Below are 15,064 nucleotides of genomic sequence, written 5' to 3'. Positions count from 1 at the left end.
TCTCTGCCATGAATGACTCACTCCAACTGCTTGGCCCTGTCATTGCTTTAGTCGCGTGGTCGCAGGTGATGTGGTTATGGATGTACGCCACGCGTATTCCGGCCATGATCGCGGCCAAGATGAAGCCAGATCCAAACGCACCACGAGGCGAGCAGATGGCTCAGTTGCCTGCGTCCGTGCGCTGGAAGGCCGATAACTACAATCACCTCATGGAACAGCCCACGGTGTTTTACGCCATCGTGATCACGCTGGTGTTATTGGGCTCATCGGGCGACACCGCGTGGGTGCTGGCGTGGAGCTATGTGGCGTTGCGGGTGGTGCATAGTCTGACGCAAGCGCTGGTGAACAAAATTGAGCTGCGCTTTTTGCTCTTTGTGTTGTCGAATATTCCCTTGATCGGGCTGACCTATGAGGCCGTAATCACCTTTCTGCGCTAGAATCCTGCCTCCCATATTTTTGCCACGATCATTTTTGACACGATAGAAGAGGCCGCCATGTCCCAGCCCGTCGATCACGCTGCCCAGCGTTTGGTGCAGGAGCATCTGGCTCATTTGCATGAGGTCGTCGATACCCATACGCCAGCAGAGAAGCTGGCGCTGCGGGAGCGCATTAAAGCGTTGTTGAAGGCGCAAGATGCTGTTTTAGTCGCGCATTACTACACCGACCCCGAGTTGCAATCGCTCGCTGAAGAAACGGGCGGCTGTGTGTCGGACTCGCTGGAAATGGCGCGTTTTGGCAATGCCCATCCGGCGAAAACACTGGTGGTGGCGGGCGTGAAGTTTATGGGGGAAACCGCCAAGATTCTGAATCCGGAAAAGCGTGTGCTTATGCCGACCTTAGAGGCGACCTGCTCGCTGGATTTAGGTTGCCCCGTCGATACCTTTACCGCGTTTTGCGATTCGCACCCTGACCACACCGTGGTGGTTTATGCCAATACCTCTGCGGCGGTGAAGGCGAGGGCGGATTGGGTGGTGACGTCGAGTATTGCAGTGGACGTGGTGGATCATTTATCCAGTCTGGGTGAGAAAATTATTTGGGCTCCCGATAAGTATTTGGGCGCTTACGTGCAAAAGGTCACGGGCGCCGACATGTTGCTTTGGGATGGCTCCTGCATCGTGCACGAAGAGTTTAAGTCCAAGGGCATTCTCGACCTGAAAAAGCAATTTCCAGATGCGGCTGTGTTGGTTCATCCGGAGTCTCCCGCTTCGGTGGTGGACGTAGCAGACGCAGTGGGCTCGACGTCGCAGCTCATTGCGGCAGCGAAAAACCTCCCGAATCAACAGTTTATTGTGGCTACGGATCGCGGCATTTTCTACAAAATGCAGCAAGCGGCTCCCGGCAAAACCTTTATGGAAGCGCCCACCGCGGGCAATGGTGCAACCTGTCGTTCCTGTGCGCATTGCCCGTGGATGGCCATGAACGCGCTCGATAATTTGGCGCAGGTACTGGAGAGTGGCGGTCAGGAAGTGTTTGTTGATGAAGCCTTGCGCGTAAAGGCGATGCAGCCACTTCAGCGCATGCTAGATTTTGCTAAGACCTTAAAGCGCTAATCCGTGAGGCTTAGCGTTTGAATTCCGCATCTAAGATTTGCATGTCGTTCAAACGCTGATTGAGCTGGGCGGTCAGCGAGTAGTTGTTTGCGGCCAGTCGTAAGGCGTTTTTCAATTGATCTTCGGCGAGCTTTTGCCGATTCGTTAAGAAGAAGATCTCAGCTCGCGCACGGAACACGGCTAGGGCATCTTTTTGTTTGGCGGCGCAGTCAGCCAGCAGGCGCCATATCAGCGTGTCATTGCTGTAGTCGCGTGCGGCTTTATCCAGCAATGGCCTGACCAACTCGGGTTTATTCAGAATCAGGGCCGCTCGCGTCATTGCCTCCAGTACGCTGCGTTGACCGGGATAAATACTCCACGCGGTTTGGCTCAAATTCAGCGCACGGGGGTAATCCCGCTGAGCAAAGGCAATATCCATTTCAGTAAGTCGATACAGCAGGCGATTGGGCTCGGCGGTGAGCAAGGGCTGAAGGGTTGCCTGAGCCTCCGCTAGCCGCATTTGCCGTAGATAGGCCAGGCTCAGGCCGTAGCGCGTGGCTTCAGGCGCGTTGCCATCACTCAGTGCGCTTTCAAAGGCGCGGATATTTTCACCGAGCTGATCGCTGTAGGCCATTTGCAGGCGCATCTGCAGTAGTCGAAAGTTCGCGTCGGGTTGTCGCGGTTGGCGACGAATCTCGCTGACACGACGCTCTAAGTCAGACAGTCGGCTGCTGCTTAAGGGGTGAGTCAGCAAAAATTCCGGCACATAGCCGAGTTGCCGTGTATTGCGATCGAGCTTGGCAAAAAATGAAGACATCGCACGTGGGTCATAACCACTGTCGGCCAGGGTTTGCAGACCAATGCGGTCGGCTTCTTGCTCATAGTTACGGCTGTAGCGAAGTTGATTTTGTGCGGCTAAGGACTGAGCCGTTGCGCCCACAGCTAAGCCAATATTACCAGACTGAGAACCGCCGGCAGAGGCCGCAGCGATGCTGGCTAACAGTCCACCCAGCGCGAGCCATTGGTTGTACTTGTTGGCTTCTTGCGATCGTGCAAAATGACGCTGACTGAGATGGCCCAGCTCATGCGCCAGCACGCCCGATAGTTCATCTTCGGATTCCGAGGTGAGCATCAGTCCGGTATTGACCCCAATAACCCCACCCGGCACGGCAAACGCATTGACCTGGCGATCATCTACAACGATCAAGGAAAACGTAGGATCGACCAAGGGGCTATGTGCCGCGAGCTTGTAAAGCTGGCTTTCTAAATACTCGCGGAGCGCGGTGTCGGTGTAGAGCGGGGTGCTGGCACGCAATTGCCGTAAGAAGGCCTGGCCTAAGCGTTTTTCGGTAGCGGCATCGGCAATGAGGTCGGCAGGCTGACCGAGTTCGGGTAAGGTGGCTACATAAGCGTCTGAAGGCGCTTTGGCGGGGGCACTGGCCTGTGCCGGCAGCATGAGGCTCAGGCTGATGGCAGCGACCAGGCAACGCGCGCCCAAGGCCCGATGCGCTGTCGCATGATAAGATCCATCCACCGTGATATTCAGAGTGTGTTTGCCTTGACTGAGCCCTTGGATTTTCGTCACTTACGCTGCCCCATGCCCTTACTACGCCTGAAGCAGGCTCTGCATGCGCTGCCAACGCATACCGAGGTGATTGTGTTGACGGCGGATGCCGGGGCGCTCCGGGATATCCCTGCTTTTTTGCGTCAAGCAGGGCATGAGCTGAAGTCGCAAACCACCGACTCCGCCGGCATCACACAGTTCTGTCTGGTGAAACGCGTTTAGCCTAAGCCTTGCACGGCTTGCAAGACCTCGGCGGCATGGCCATCGGCTTTCACCTTACGCCACGCCTGCCGCAACTGACCTTGACCATCCACTAAAAACGTACTGCGCTCAATGCCCTGCACTTGTTTGCCGTACATATTTTTGGTTTTGATGACATCGAAGAGACGGCAAAGCGCTTCATCGCTATCGCTGAGGAGCTGAAACGGAAAGCACTCATTCGCGCGAAACTTTTCATGCAGTTTCAGGGTGTCGCGAGACACGCCGAAAATCTCGCAGTTCAGCGCTTGGAATTGCGCGTAGAGATCGCGAAATTGCTGACCCTCTAGCGTACAGCCGGGGGTGGCATCTTTCGGGTAGAAGTACAGCACATACGTTTTACCCGCCAAAGATGCCGAGCTGACTTCAGCCAATTCGCCCGTGCTGGCAACGGAAAAAGCAGGAATGGTCTGACCGATTTCAAGTGTCATATGCAGAGACTCAGGCTTTAAAGGGTTCAATAATGGCGTCTAAATTACGGTCATCACAGAAAATCATGAAACTTTCGCGCAAGCTGGCGATGTGCACGCTGGCTGGAATATTCACGGTCATGGACAGCGCAAACATCTGCGAGCCCGTGTGAGGAGCGGCGTAGGTATTCGTTTCCATGGCTTCAATATTGATGCCCTGGCTGGCAAAGAAATTGGCAATTTCATGCACGATGCCGGGGTTGTCCAACGCAATAACGTGCACGTTGTAGGGAATGGCTTGCTTCTGCGGCGCGCGCGACTCTGTTCGCTTGGAGATGACCTCTAAGTTGAGTCGACGCCCCAGCGCTGGCAGCTGCACTTCTAATTTTGCAATGGCGTCCCAGGTGCCTGAAACCATCATGATGATGGCGAACTCTTGGCCCATCACAATCATGCGCGAGTCGGCGATATTGCAACGGCAATCGCTGGCAACACGAGCCAATTCATCAACGATGCCGGTTTTGTCGGCGCCGAGTGCAGAGATAACAAGAAAGTGTTCGGAATCGGGTTTCATAACAGCCACTCGTTAACGGTTGCCCAGAGTCTAGTCGTCACCTTGCTTGCTCGCCAGAGGGCAAGACGACGAACAGGGGAATTAAAATGGATTCGCTTGATAGCGCGTTGGGTCAGTCACACCGGCATCATCAAAACCTTTGCGACGCAGGCGACACGAGTCGCAGCGGCCACAGGCATGGCCTTCAATATCCGCCTGATAGCACGAGACGGTTAAGGCGTAGTCCACCCCTAGATCCATGCCTAAGCGAATAATTTCGGCCTTGGTGAGGTGCATGAGCGGGGTTTCTAAGGTCAGCGGTTGGCCTTCCACGGCGGCTTTTGTGGCTAAGTTAGCCATGTGTTCAAACGCAGCGATAAATTCGGGGCGGCAGTCGGGGTAGCCAGAGTAATCCACCGCGTTCACACCAATAAAAATATGTCGGGCTTGCGTGACTTCAGCCAGACCCAAAGCAAACGACAGGAACACCGTGTTGCGCGCGGGCACATAGGTCACCGGAATGCCGGTGGTTTCACTTTCCGGCACGGCGATGCGGTTGTCGGTGAGGGCTGAGCCGCCCATTTGACCGATCTCTAAGCGCATGGTGCGATGATCATTAACGCCCATGGCCTTGGCTAAACGCACCGAGGCAGCGAGTTCAGCATTATGGCGTTGACCGTAATCAAAGCTGAGCGCCGTGATGCTATAGCCTTGAGATTTGGCTAAAGCGAGGCAAGTGGCGGAGTCGAGCCCGCCCGATAACAAAACAATCGCATGCGGCATAGTTCAGTGTCCGGGCGCGTTATTCCAAAGGTATTTATGTAGCTGAACTTGCAGCCTGACCGGTAAGCGATCCGCCAATATCCACTCTGCTAACTGACGCGGTGCCAGCGTGTCATGACCCGGAGAAAACAGCACATCGCTCACGCGCGAGTACAAATCATATTGATCGCATTGCAGCCGCGCCCAGTCATAGTCTTGCTTATCACAGATGACAAACTTGACTTGGTCGTTCGCGGTGAGGTGAGCCACGTTCTCATAACGATTGCGCTGTACTTCACCTGAGCCCGGCGCTTTTAGGTCCATGACCTTAACCACGCGTGGGTCCACCGCATCGACCGCTAAAGCGCCACTGGTTTCTAGCGATACTTCGTAACCGGCATCACACAGTGCCGTGAGCAAGAGCAGGCATTCGGGCTGAGCCAAGGGTTCGCCACCCGTCACGGTGACATAACCAGCACGATACTGGGCCACTTCAGCCAAAATAGCCGATAGTGCCCATTGGGTGCCGCCTTGAAAGGCGTAGGCGGTATCACACCAAACGCAGCGCAGTGGGCAGCCCGTGAGCCGCACAAAAACGGTAGGACGGCCAACGGTTCGCGCCTCACCCTGCAACGAATGAAAGATTTCGGTAAGACGCAGCGTGGGCTCGGATTGGCTCATCATTTCGCCGGGTTTTGATCAAGAAAAGATTGCGCGAGGCGTGCTTCCGGGCTGCCCGGAAACTGCTTCAGCAATTTAGTCATCCAGTTTTTGGCGGCTGCTTTATCGCCCTGCAAGTCAGCGATGGTGCCGAGTTTGTAGTAGGCCGAGGCCACTTTAGGGCTGGCACTGAAGTCACGCAGCACGCGCTGGAAATTAGCTTCTGCTTTTGCATAGTCTGCCGGTTCAGCCGCAAGGTGAAATTCGCCTAACCAGTAAAACGCATTTGGGGCGAAGACACTGTCTGGGAAGTTTTCCAGAAAGCGCGTCATGGACACAATGGCAGGTGCGGCGCCATCACGGCGAAAGGTTTGGTACGCAGCCAAATAGGCTGATTTTTGACGCTCTATCTCTTCGGTGGTGAGTTCAGCTTTAGGCTTACTGGCAATCACAACTGGGGCGGCGCTGGGCTCCGTTGGCTGGTCTTGAGGCGCAGGCTCACTAGGTAAAACGGGCGCTGGTGCGGGCTCTGCCACCGGTTTGCTGAGTTGTTCTAAGCGTTGGTCCAAGTCGGTGTAACGCGTGCGCAAATCACTTTGCAAACGCTCAATGAGTTGCTGTTGCTCCTCCGTTGTACCTTGAAGTTTAGCCACCGTGGCTCGTAGCTCTTCGATCTGCTGAAACATATCCCACGCAGGGTTAACCGCAGCTGGTGCGGCTTTAGCAGGCGCTGGTGCTGGTGCTTTGACCAAAGCAGGAGCGGTAGCGGGTTCGGTCGCCTGCACTGGCCTAGGTTCTGGCTTTGGCTCTGGCTTAACGACGGGCGCAGGCTCTGCATTGGTACTTAAGGGGCGCTGCTCAATTTCAATGGCGTAAGCTGAGCTCAGAAGCAGGGTGCTGGATAAAACGAGGCTGGATGCTAGTTTATTCAGCATAAAGGGTGCGGAACGCATATCGTCTCCGAGTCAAAAGCGAGTGCTGCAAATGATAAACGGGCCGAAGCCCGTTATCGTGAAACAAAAAGACTTTTTTCAGTTATTGCGCAGTGTAGTCGAGTTCTACGCGGCGGTTTTTGGCCCAGGACTCTTCATCGCTGCCATCTGCTGCGGGCTTCTCTTTGCCGTAGCTCACCACACTCAGTTGATCCGCCGAAACACCTAAGCCCACCAGGTAGCGAGCCACCGCATTGGCACGACGCTCACCCAGCGCCAAGTTGTACTCGCGTGTACCGCGCTCATCGGTGTGACCACTCAGCTGCAACTTCGCTGCGGTGTTGCCTTTCAAGTACTGGGCATGAGCATTCAAGCCACCGTAGGACAGGGCAGTGATGTCGCTCAGGTTAGTGCCGAAGTAGAAGACACGAATTTTCAGCAAATCGTTTAACGCACCAGCAGTGTTAGCGGTCGTTGCGCTTGAAATGGCTTGAGGTTCAATCACAGAGCCTTCAATCGGGCTGGCCAAGTTGGCAGAGCCGGTTTCTGGCGCTTCAGGTGCTGCCTCTGCAATCAGGCCGGGGTTGGGCTCAGCTTCTGGCGTTGCCGGGATGGCTTCAACCGCAGGGGCAGGTGGGAGGTTTTCAAACTGGCTGTCATCATTAGGGTTGATCGCCCGCGGGCCACGAAACGTAGAACAAGCAGCCATGCTAATGGCGAGCGTCGCGATGGTTACGATTTGAGCAGTTTTTTTCATGTTCACGTTAAGCTCCTTAGGGCTCTTTATTCTTACTTGAATCAAAGGTTAATAATGGTGTGGACGGTATCTGACTTAAGCGTCAGCGTAAATAGGGAGACCATACCGGTTCACGAACTTCTCCATCAACAGCGGGTAGGCGGAGCTTGAAGCGGCCATCCAACGACATAATGCCCAATACGCCTTTATTACCCTTACGAGTGGCATAGACAACCATTTTACTATTGGGGGAGAAGCTTGGGGACTCATCTAACGGCGTGTCGGTCAGCGTGCTGAAGATGCCATTGCTGAGGTCTTGCAGTGCAATGGTGTAATTATTGCCGCCCGCCTGATGCACCATGGCTAAGTGGCGATCATTGGGGCTGATGTCGGCGCGGGCATTAAATTTTCCCGTAAACGTCAAACGCTTGGTATCGCCGGTGGCAATGTTCAAACGATAAATCTGTGGGCCACCACTGCGATCAGACGTGAACACGAGCGATTTACCATCGCTGGTCCAGCGCGGCTCAGTATCAATCGCCGGGTTATTCGTGAGTCGCGTTAATGTATTCGTGGTGAGGTCCATGACATAGAGTTCAGGGTTGCCATCTCGTGAGAGTGTCATGGCCATGCGTTTGCCGTCAGGTGACCAAGAGGGCGCGCCGTTTAAACCACTAAAATCGGTCAACTTGGTGCGTTGGCGAGTGCTGAGGTTCTGCACAAAAATAGCAGGCTTACGACTCTCGAAGGAGACATAGGCAATTTGTCGGGCGCTTGGTGACCATGTCGGTGAAAGAATAGGCTCCACCGAGTCGAGCAGGGTCACTTGTCGCGCCCCATCAATATCGGAAAGCTCCAAGCGATAACGCTTTCGGCCATCTCGGTTGTACTGATTTACATACAAAATTTTGGTGGCAAAAATGCCGGGCTCGCCCGTGGCTTGCTTGTAAATTTTGTCGGCAATGTAATGCGCGGCATCGCGCGCGCGACCCGAATCTACGGTAAAGGTTTCGCCCAAAACGCGCTCCAAGCCACCGCGTTTAAGTAGTTCGTAACGATAACTTAAGCGCCCATCGGGTAAGCGACTAACGCTACCGACCACAATATAGTCAGCAGGAACGCTCTGCCAAACACTGGGTAAAATTTCTGCGCTGCTCGAGGGGAAGGAAGGCAACTTGTTGCGCTCCACCACATTAAATGAGCCGCTACGATCGAGGTCCGCGGCAATAATGGCGCCGGTATTGTCTGCACTCTGAACGCCGCCAAAGGGCACGACCGCAATCGGTGTGGCTTCGTTTAAACGCTGGGTGATTTCAATGGTTAACGCAGCATTTGCTAGGCTAGCTGCAGCGATGCCCCATGCGAGGAGACAAAATTTGAGTAAGCCGAATGGGCGGGTGAGCATCATCATTCCTCCGGCTTGAACTTGAGCAGTAACACTTTAAATTGCTCGCGAAATAAAACAGTATCTGACGGAACGGGTAAAGGGTTAGCGCGGTTGACCGCATCTTTAGCACTTTCATCAAATGCATCGTTACCGCTGGACTTTACCACGACCACTGAGGCGACTTCGCCACCTGGCAGCAAGGTAATGCGCAGTTCGGTCATTAATTTGCCAGAAACAGCCGCAGGTCTGCGCCAATTACTTTTAACTTTTCGATTAATGGCTAGTTGGAATTGTCCAATCTGAGCACTGAGCATTCTGGCTCGTTCTTTTGCTGCATCGGCAGCAATGGCGTCGGCTTCCGCTTTCAGGGCATCAGCTAATGCTTGCTGACGTGCCTCTGCCTCACGTTGCTTTCGCGCGGTCGCTTGCGCTTCGGCGAGACGTTTAGTTTCTTGCTCTACCGCTTCTAGCTCCTCATCGACAGATTCAATGATGGGCTTAGCCGTTGGCTTGGGTTCGACCTTGGGCTCTGGCTTCGGTGTGGGCTTGGGCGTAGGTAAGGGGACTTTTTTAGGCTCCGGTTTGGGCTCTGGCTTGGGCTCAGGTAAGGGTTGCGGCGCGGGCGGCTCAACAGGGGGCCTTGCGACAGGCTCGATGGGTGTACTGGCCATGGGCGCTTCGGTAGCCATCGCTGCGGGTGCCGACATCAAAATAGCCTGCATGACTTTGGGTGGCTCAGGCAATGATGCCGGTTTTGCATAGACCCAAAACAGCGCCAGCACGACGCCATGCAGCAAAAGTGATAACAGAATGTTGGGCAGTGACAGCTTCATTTAGACAATCATTGGGCGCTGGGCAATTCAGTCAACAGACCGACTTGCTTCACCCCGCCTTGTTGCAGCGAAGACATCAGCTCAATCACGCGGCCATAGCCGACTTCGCGATCGCCATTGACCAGCACTGGCACATCGCCACGCACCTCACGAAGTGCTCGAATCTCGGCGGGCAGGCTTTCAGGGCTGACCGGATGACGCGACTCCGGATCAGACTGTAGCCAAAAGCTGCCATCCGCTTTCACGGTCACAATGAGTGGCTGTTGATCTTTCAGGCTAAGCGCATCGGCTTCGGCTTGTGGCAGATCGACCTCAATGCCCTGCGTCAGCATGGGCGCAGTAATCATGAAAATCACTAACAGCACCAACATGACATCGATATACGGTACGACGTTCATTTCAGCCATGGGGGCTTTGCGTTCCCGCCGGAATTGGCTCTTGAGGCTCATGATCAACGTCCGGCGTGGGCTTCGCGATGCAAGATGGTACTGAGCTCTTCAGCAAAAATTTCGTAGCGCGATAACAGGGTGTTGCTGCGGGCAGCAAAGCGGTTGTAAGCGAGTACGGCGGGAATGGCAGCAAATAGGCCGATGGCAGTGGCAATAAGCGCTTCGGCAATGCCGGGGGCAACGACCGCCAAGGTGGCTTGTTGCACTTTAGCCAGGCCAATAAAGGAGGTCATGATGCCCCAGACGGTACCGAACAGACCCACATAGGGACTGGTAGATCCGACGCTGGCGAGAAAGGGCAGTTGAGCTTCTAATTTACTTTGCTCCACGCTAAGTGAGATACGCAGCGCACGAGATACTCCCTGCATCAAGGCGTCGGCATCGGCGCGCTTATCGCGTAAGCGCTGAAATTCTTGGAAGCCGGCGCGGAACAGATTTTCACAACCGGAGTCTGGATTGGGCTGATGGTTGACTTGCTCATGCAACTGCTGCATGTCCACACCCGACCAGAATCGCTCCTCAAAGGCTTTGCTCAAACCATCAGCACGGTAAAAAAAACCAGAACGTTGAACAATGATGGCCCAGGAAATGACCGAAGCCAGGACCAGTATCAACATGACGGCCTGCACGACAGGGCTGGCATTAAAAATCAATGAGGTAACGGTCATTTCAGGTGCGGCGGTCATGTCACGTTTTCCAGAGCAGTGGTCAGCAGTGCCGACAAGGTAGTGGGGAGTGCGCGTGGTTTCAAGCTAATGCGATCGACGCAGGCGACTTCGATCACTCCGCAGGCTATTTCCACGCCGTCACGCAGAATGCGTTGACGAAAATGCAGCGAGGCTTTGCCAATTTTCGTGACTTCTGCACACGCCATTAAGCTGTCATCCAAGCGGGCGGGTTGGCGATAGTCCACTTCGGCGCGCCGAACCACAAAAAATACAGGTTCGTCGCTAACTAAGTAGTGATCAAAACCTAAGTGCCGTAACCATTCGGTACGCGCTCTTTCCATAAACTTCAGAAAGTTAACGTAATAAACAATTCCGCCGGCGTCTGTATCTTCTATGTAAACCCGTAAGGGGTGTTGATATTCGGGTAGCATCAGAGCGCGTTCCCGCTTTCCGGTGGCTTGAGGCCGAGTAACAGCCAGCCCTGTGCACTGGCCATGCGACCTCTCGCCGTGCGCAAGATCAAGCCTTGCTGAATCAAGTAGGGTTCAATCACATCTTCCAGCGTGCCAGCATCTTCAGACAGTGCAGCCGCTAGGGATTCGACACCCACAGGGCCTCCGGAAAATTTATCGATGAGCATGTGCAAAAAGCGACGGTCGAGGCCATCGAGACCTTGCGGATCCACATCGAGCATGGCCAGTGCGGCCGCTGCGACGGGCTGGCTGATGATGCCGTCGGCCTTGAATTCGGCGTAATCGCGGACACGACGCAGCAGGCGATTGGCAATGCGTGGCGTGCCGCGTGCGCGGCGGGCGATTTCGGCGGCGCCAGCAGGATCTATCTGCAAGTTCAACAAGTGCGCGGAGCGCGACACAATGTGAGTCAGGTCAGTGACATTGTAGAACTCCAGTCGCTGCACAATGCCAAAACGATCGCGCAACGGGGAGGTCAACAAACCTGCCCGCGTGGTCGCGCCGACTAACGTAAAGGGTGGCAGGTCGAGCTTGATCGAGCGTGCGGCCGGGCCTTCACCGATCATGATGTCGAGTTGGTAGTCTTCCATGGCCGGATAGAGGATCTCCTCCACGACCGGCGACAAGCGATGAATTTCATCAATAAACAGCACATCGCCGGCTTCGAGGTTCGTCAGCAAGGCGGCAAGATCACCGGCACGCTCCAGCACGGGGCCGGAGGTGGAGCGCAGCTGCCCGCCCATTTCGCGAGCGATGATGTTGGCTAGGGTGGTTTTACCGAGGCCGGGTGGGCCAAAGATCAGGGTGTGATCCAGCGCTTCGCCACGCGCATTCGCGGCACCAATAAAAATCTCCATCTGCTCGCGCACAATGGGCTGGCCGACATAATCCGCCAGGCGGGTCGGGCGGATAGCGCGATCTATCAGTTCTTCTTGCGGCTTGCCCTGGCTGGTGATGAGGCGGTCTGATTCGATGCTCATTTCAGCAATCCTTTCAGCGCGGCACGAACCAGTTCCGCCGTTTCACTGTGTTGGCCCAAAACCACTTTAACGGCTTTTTGTGCTTCCAAGGGCTTATGACCTAGAGCCACCAAGGCGCTTTCAGCTTCTTCCTGCGGGCTGGCAGGCTCAATAAACAGCGGCGTTGCGGGTGCATTCAGCGTCACTTTCTGCACCAATTCGAGCTTGCCGATTTTATCGCGCAGCTCAATGACCAAGCGCTCGGCGGTCTTTTTGCCTACCCCTGGAATTTTGGTCAGCATCAACACATCCTCGCGTGCAATGCAGCCCCGAAAGGTGTCGATTTCCATGCCCGAAAGCAGCGCCAGCGCCACCTTGGGGCCGACGCCACTGATTTTGATGAGCAGGCGAAACACTTGCAGGCTGTCGCGATCATGAAAGCCGAAGAGCTGGTGGGCATCTTCGCGCACACTCAGGTGCGTCCACAACGTGACTGTTTCGCCAAGTGCAGGTAATTGATAGAACGTGCTCAGCGGCACATCCACTTCATAACCCACACCGTGCACATCGAGCACGACATGGGGGCTGATTTTTTCGATTAAGACACCGTTTAAACGCGCAATCATGCCAACTCTCTTTGCGGGGCTTCAGGCTTGATGCCAGCGTAACTTCTGGAGCTTAGCGGCCACGACCGCGACGCAAACCCGATAAATCCATTCTAGCCAGATTTGCACTGGCGTGGGCGTGACAAATTGCCGCAGCGAGGCCGTCGGCGGCATCGGCTTGTGGCGCTTTGTCGAGTTTTAGCAGGTGCATGACCATGTGCTGCACCTGCGCTTTTTCTGCTGCGCCGGTACCCACTACGGCCAATTTTATTTGGCGGGCGCTGTACTCGGCGACGGGAATATTCTGGCTGACCAGCGCGGCCAGTGCGGCACCGCGGGCTTGGCCAAGTTTGAGCGCTGAATCGGCATTGTTGGATAGGAATACTTGCTCAACGCTGGCCTGTGTCGGCTGCCATTGCGCGATCAGCTCGATCAAGCTGTTGAAGATGGTTTTCACGCGGTCGGGCAGGGCCTGCTCTGTGTTCATGCGGATGCAGCCGCTGTCCACATAACGCCAGCCTCGACCCTCGGCGGCGATGATGCCGTAGCCGGTAATGCGCGAGCCGGGATCGATGCCGATGATGATGCTCATGTCAGCGTTTCCGTCAGTGACATGAGCATCGAGTCGGACTCAGGCATTCAGTGCAGCCATCACGGCATCACTGAAACTGGCGTTGGAATAGACGTTTTGCACGTCGTCCAAGTCTTCCAGCATGTCGATCATCTTCATGAGTTTTTCGGCCTGCTCGAGGTCAGTGATCTCGGCTTCGGTCGAGGCCTTCATGGTGACTTCAGCATTTTCCGGCTTCAGCCCAGCACTCGTTAGCGCATCCATCACGGCACCAAAGGCTTCCGGTGAGGTCACCACGGTGATGCCGTCTTCGTCGCTTTCCACATCATCGGCACCGGCTTCGAGCGCTACTTCGATGATGCGGTCTTCATCCGTGCCGGCCGGGAAGCTGATCTCGCCGCGCTTGGCAAAGAGATAGGCCACGGAGCCGTTGGTGCCGAGATTGCCGCCATTCTTGTTGAAGGCATGGCGCACTTCAGCCACGGTACGGTTGACGCTGTCGGTCATGGTCTCGACCAGCACGGCCACGCCGCCGATGCCATAACCTTCGTAGGTCAGCTCGTCGAGCTTCTTGTCATCGTCGCCGCCGGCGCCACGCTGGATGGCCCGGTTGACGACATCGCGGCTCATGTTGGCGCCCAGCGCTTTCGCGACAATGGCGCGCAGACGCGGGTTGTCGGCTTCCGACGGCCCCCCGAGGCGGGCCGCTACCGTGATTTCACGAATGAACTTGGTGAACACCTTGCCGCGCGAGGCATCGACACGCGCCTTCTTGTGCTTGATGTTCGCCCATTTGCTGTGACCGGCCATGACTCAGGCTTCCTTTTTTACTTCTTCGCGCAGACGGATGCCCAGTTCGCGCAGCTGCTTGTTCTCGACCGGGGCCGGCGCGTGTGTCATCAGGCACTCGGCGGTCTTGGTCTTGGGGAAGGCGATGACATCGCGGATCGAGGTCGCGCCGGTCATCAGCATGACCAGGCGATCGAGGCCGAAGGCGAGGCCGCCGTGGGGCGGGGCGCCGAACTTGAGGGCATCGAGCAGGAATTCGAACTTCTCGTTGGCCTCTTCATCGCTGATGCCCAGTGCTTCGAACACGGCCTTCTGCATCTCCATGTTGTAGATACGCAGCGAGCCACCGCCCAGTTCGGTGCCGTTGAGCACCATGTCGTAGGCCACCGACAGCGCCGAGCCGGGATCGGTCTTGAGCACGGATACATCGCACTTGGGCAGCGTGAACGGGTGATGCACCGAGGTCCACTGGCCGTCACCCACTTCCTCGAACATCGGGAAATCGACCACCCAGAGCGGGGCCCATTCGCAGGTCTGCAGCTTCAGATCGTGACCGACCTTCACGCGCAGAGCACCCATGGCATCGTTGACGATCCTGGCCTTGTCAGCGCCGAAGAAAATCAAGTCGCCGTTTACTGCGCCAGTACGTTCAATGATTGCAACAAGTGCTTCATTCGGCAGGAATTTCACGATGGGTGACTGCAGGCCGCTGCCTTCACCGTTGTGAATGTTCGAGACGTCATTGACCTTGATGTAGGCCAGGCCCTTGGCGCCGTAGATGCCGACGAACTTGGTGTATTCGTCGATCTCGCCGCGGGTCAGGCTGGCGCCGCCGGGGATGCGCATGGCGGCAACGCGACCGTTTTCGCTATTGGCGACACCGGCGAAGACCTTGAAGGAGACATCCTTGACTGCATCGGTGACTT

The 15,064-nt window shown here is 55.7% G+C and carries 20 protein-coding genes; 3 read left to right on the top strand and 17 right to left on the bottom strand.

All coding sequences use genetic code 11. The features are described 5' to 3' along the window. Positions 1-8 precede the first annotated feature (8 nt). A complete protein-coding gene (locus AC14IB_RS07475; RefSeq protein WP_484231292.1) occupies positions 9-437 on the top strand; it encodes an MAPEG family protein in 429 nt (142 codons plus the stop codon). Positions 438-494: 57 nt separating this feature from the next. Then, positions 495-1,550, top strand: a complete 1,056-nt coding sequence (nadA, locus tag AC14IB_RS07470; RefSeq protein ID WP_484231291.1) for a quinolinate synthase NadA — start codon at positions 495-497, stop codon at positions 1,548-1,550. Positions 1,551-1,560: 10 nt separating this feature from the next. Here nadA and AC14IB_RS07465 read toward each other — a convergent pair whose 3' ends face one another. Next, a complete protein-coding gene (locus tag AC14IB_RS07465; protein ID WP_484231290.1) occupies positions 1,561-3,063 on the bottom strand; it encodes a M48 family metalloprotease in 1,503 nt (500 codons plus the stop codon). Between AC14IB_RS07465 and AC14IB_RS07460 the strand changes: the two genes are divergently transcribed. After that, positions 3,046-3,315: a sulfurtransferase TusA family protein gene (locus AC14IB_RS07460; protein ID WP_484231289.1), complete on the top strand. Its 270-nt coding sequence runs from the start codon at positions 3,046-3,048 to the stop codon at positions 3,313-3,315. The genes AC14IB_RS07465 and AC14IB_RS07460 overlap by 18 nt on opposite strands. Here AC14IB_RS07460 and AC14IB_RS07455 read toward each other — a convergent pair. The 16 genes from AC14IB_RS07455 to AC14IB_RS07380 all read right to left on the bottom strand — a co-directional run. Continuing rightward, positions 3,312-3,782 carry a peroxiredoxin gene (locus AC14IB_RS07455; protein WP_484231288.1) on the bottom strand — a complete coding sequence of 157 codons (471 nt, stop codon included), beginning with the start codon at positions 3,780-3,782 and terminating at the stop codon, positions 3,312-3,314. The two genes, AC14IB_RS07460 and AC14IB_RS07455, sit on opposite strands and share 4 nt — an antisense overlap. Before the next feature lie 10 nt (positions 3,783-3,792). Next, positions 3,793-4,335 (bottom strand): glycine cleavage system transcriptional repressor, encoded by a 543-nt coding sequence (locus tag AC14IB_RS07450; RefSeq protein WP_484231287.1) that lies wholly within the window; start codon positions 4,333-4,335, stop codon positions 3,793-3,795. Positions 4,336-4,416: 81 nt separating this feature from the next. Continuing rightward, a complete protein-coding gene (gene queC, locus AC14IB_RS07445; RefSeq protein WP_484231286.1) occupies positions 4,417-5,097 on the bottom strand; it encodes a 7-cyano-7-deazaguanine synthase QueC in 681 nt (226 codons plus the stop codon). A gap of 3 nt (positions 5,098-5,100) precedes the next feature. Continuing rightward, a complete protein-coding gene (gene queE / locus AC14IB_RS07440) occupies positions 5,101-5,757 on the bottom strand; it encodes a 7-carboxy-7-deazaguanine synthase QueE (protein WP_484231285.1) in 657 nt (218 codons plus the stop codon). Further along, positions 5,757-6,689 (bottom strand): YbgF trimerization domain-containing protein, encoded by a 933-nt coding sequence (locus AC14IB_RS07435; RefSeq protein ID WP_484231284.1) that lies wholly within the window; start codon positions 6,687-6,689, stop codon positions 5,757-5,759. The genes queE and AC14IB_RS07435 overlap by 1 nt, the downstream gene beginning before the upstream one ends. Before the next feature lie 82 nt (positions 6,690-6,771). Further along, complete coding sequence (pal, locus tag AC14IB_RS07430; protein ID WP_484231346.1) at positions 6,772-7,425, bottom strand: peptidoglycan-associated lipoprotein Pal; 654 nt, start codon at positions 7,423-7,425, stop codon at positions 6,772-6,774. An 82-nt stretch (positions 7,426-7,507) separates the two neighbouring features. After that, complete coding sequence (gene tolB / locus AC14IB_RS07425; RefSeq protein WP_484231283.1) at positions 7,508-8,812, bottom strand: Tol-Pal system beta propeller repeat protein TolB; 1,305 nt, start codon at positions 8,810-8,812, stop codon at positions 7,508-7,510. After that, positions 8,812-9,624, bottom strand: a complete 813-nt coding sequence (tolA, locus tag AC14IB_RS07420) for a cell envelope integrity protein TolA (protein WP_484231282.1) — start codon at positions 9,622-9,624, stop codon at positions 8,812-8,814. Before tolA ends, tolB begins: the two co-directional genes overlap by 1 nt. An 8-nt stretch (positions 9,625-9,632) precedes the next feature. Next, positions 9,633-10,073 (bottom strand): protein TolR, encoded by a 441-nt coding sequence (gene tolR / locus AC14IB_RS07415; protein ID WP_068859112.1) that lies wholly within the window; start codon positions 10,071-10,073, stop codon positions 9,633-9,635. A gap of 2 nt (positions 10,074-10,075) precedes the next feature. Beyond that, positions 10,076-10,759 carry a protein TolQ gene (tolQ, locus tag AC14IB_RS07410; RefSeq protein ID WP_484231281.1) on the bottom strand — a complete coding sequence of 228 codons (684 nt, stop codon included), beginning with the start codon at positions 10,757-10,759 and terminating at the stop codon, positions 10,076-10,078. Continuing rightward, on the bottom strand, positions 10,756-11,172 hold the full coding sequence (ybgC, locus tag AC14IB_RS07405; RefSeq protein ID WP_068859117.1) for a tol-pal system-associated acyl-CoA thioesterase: 417 nt from the start codon (positions 11,170-11,172) through the stop codon (positions 10,756-10,758). The genes tolQ and ybgC overlap by 4 nt, the downstream gene beginning before the upstream one ends. Continuing rightward, positions 11,172-12,194, bottom strand: coding sequence for a Holliday junction branch migration DNA helicase RuvB (gene ruvB, locus AC14IB_RS07400; protein ID WP_484231280.1), 1,023 nt, complete (start codon positions 12,192-12,194; stop codon positions 11,172-11,174). Before ruvB ends, ybgC begins: the two co-directional genes overlap by 1 nt. Next, positions 12,191-12,799: a Holliday junction branch migration protein RuvA gene (ruvA, locus tag AC14IB_RS07395; protein ID WP_484231279.1), complete on the bottom strand. Its 609-nt coding sequence runs from the start codon at positions 12,797-12,799 to the stop codon at positions 12,191-12,193. The genes ruvB and ruvA overlap by 4 nt, the downstream gene beginning before the upstream one ends. Positions 12,800-12,851: 52 nt before the next feature. Then, on the bottom strand, positions 12,852-13,370 hold the full coding sequence (gene ruvC / locus AC14IB_RS07390; RefSeq protein ID WP_068859127.1) for a crossover junction endodeoxyribonuclease RuvC: 519 nt from the start codon (positions 13,368-13,370) through the stop codon (positions 12,852-12,854). Between the two features lie 39 nt (positions 13,371-13,409). Beyond that, complete coding sequence (locus AC14IB_RS07385) at positions 13,410-14,159, bottom strand: YebC/PmpR family DNA-binding transcriptional regulator (protein WP_484231278.1); 750 nt, start codon at positions 14,157-14,159, stop codon at positions 13,410-13,412. 3 nt (positions 14,160-14,162) lie between these two features. After that, on the bottom strand, positions 14,163-15,064 hold a 902-nt coding region (locus AC14IB_RS07380), incomplete at its 5' end, for an amino acid--tRNA ligase-related protein (protein WP_484231277.1).

It is taken from the genome of Perlucidibaca sp., from assembly GCF_057084925.1.
Note: the sequence above shows the minus strand (reverse complement) of the source record. Positions and strands in the feature narration are given on the sequence as shown.

Bases quoted from the DNA above. Each gene is read 5' to 3' on its own strand.
- AC14IB_RS07455 (WP_484231288.1), bottom strand. From the start codon at position 3,782: ATGACACTTGAAATCGGTCAGACCATTCCTGCTTTTTCCGTTGCCAGC.
- ruvC (WP_068859127.1), bottom strand. From the start codon at position 13,370: ATGAGCATCATCATCGGCATCGATCCCGGCTCGCGCATTACCGGCTAC.
- AC14IB_RS07475 (WP_484231292.1), top strand. From the start codon at position 9: ATGAATGACTCACTCCAACTGCTTGGCCCTGTCATTGCTTTAGTCGCG.
- AC14IB_RS07460 (WP_484231289.1), top strand. From the start codon at position 3,046: ATGATAAGATCCATCCACCGTGATATTCAGAGTGTGTTTGCCTTGACT.
- ybgC (WP_068859117.1), bottom strand. From the start codon at position 11,172: ATGCTACCCGAATATCAACACCCCTTACGGGTTTACATAGAAGATACA.
- AC14IB_RS07435 (WP_484231284.1), bottom strand. From the start codon at position 6,689: ATGCGTTCCGCACCCTTTATGCTGAATAAACTAGCATCCAGCCTCGTT.
- tolQ (WP_484231281.1), bottom strand. From the start codon at position 10,759: ATGACCGCCGCACCTGAAATGACCGTTACCTCATTGATTTTTAATGCC.
- AC14IB_RS07385 (WP_484231278.1), bottom strand. From the start codon at position 14,159: ATGGCCGGTCACAGCAAATGGGCGAACATCAAGCACAAGAAGGCGCGT.
- tolB (WP_484231283.1), bottom strand. From the start codon at position 8,812: ATGATGCTCACCCGCCCATTCGGCTTACTCAAATTTTGTCTCCTCGCA.
- nadA (WP_484231291.1), top strand. From the start codon at position 495: ATGTCCCAGCCCGTCGATCACGCTGCCCAGCGTTTGGTGCAGGAGCAT.
- ruvB (WP_484231280.1), bottom strand. From the start codon at position 12,194: ATGAGCATCGAATCAGACCGCCTCATCACCAGCCAGGGCAAGCCGCAA.
- tolR (WP_068859112.1), bottom strand. From the start codon at position 10,073: ATGAGCCTCAAGAGCCAATTCCGGCGGGAACGCAAAGCCCCCATGGCT.
- queC (WP_484231286.1), bottom strand. From the start codon at position 5,097: ATGCCGCATGCGATTGTTTTGTTATCGGGCGGGCTCGACTCCGCCACT.
- queE (WP_484231285.1), bottom strand. From the start codon at position 5,757: ATGAGCCAATCCGAGCCCACGCTGCGTCTTACCGAAATCTTTCATTCG.
- pal (WP_484231346.1), bottom strand. From the start codon at position 7,425: ATGAAAAAAACTGCTCAAATCGTAACCATCGCGACGCTCGCCATTAGC.
- tolA (WP_484231282.1), bottom strand. From the start codon at position 9,624: ATGAAGCTGTCACTGCCCAACATTCTGTTATCACTTTTGCTGCATGGC.
- ruvA (WP_484231279.1), bottom strand. From the start codon at position 12,799: ATGATTGCGCGTTTAAACGGTGTCTTAATCGAAAAAATCAGCCCCCAT.
- AC14IB_RS07450 (WP_484231287.1), bottom strand. From the start codon at position 4,335: ATGAAACCCGATTCCGAACACTTTCTTGTTATCTCTGCACTCGGCGCC.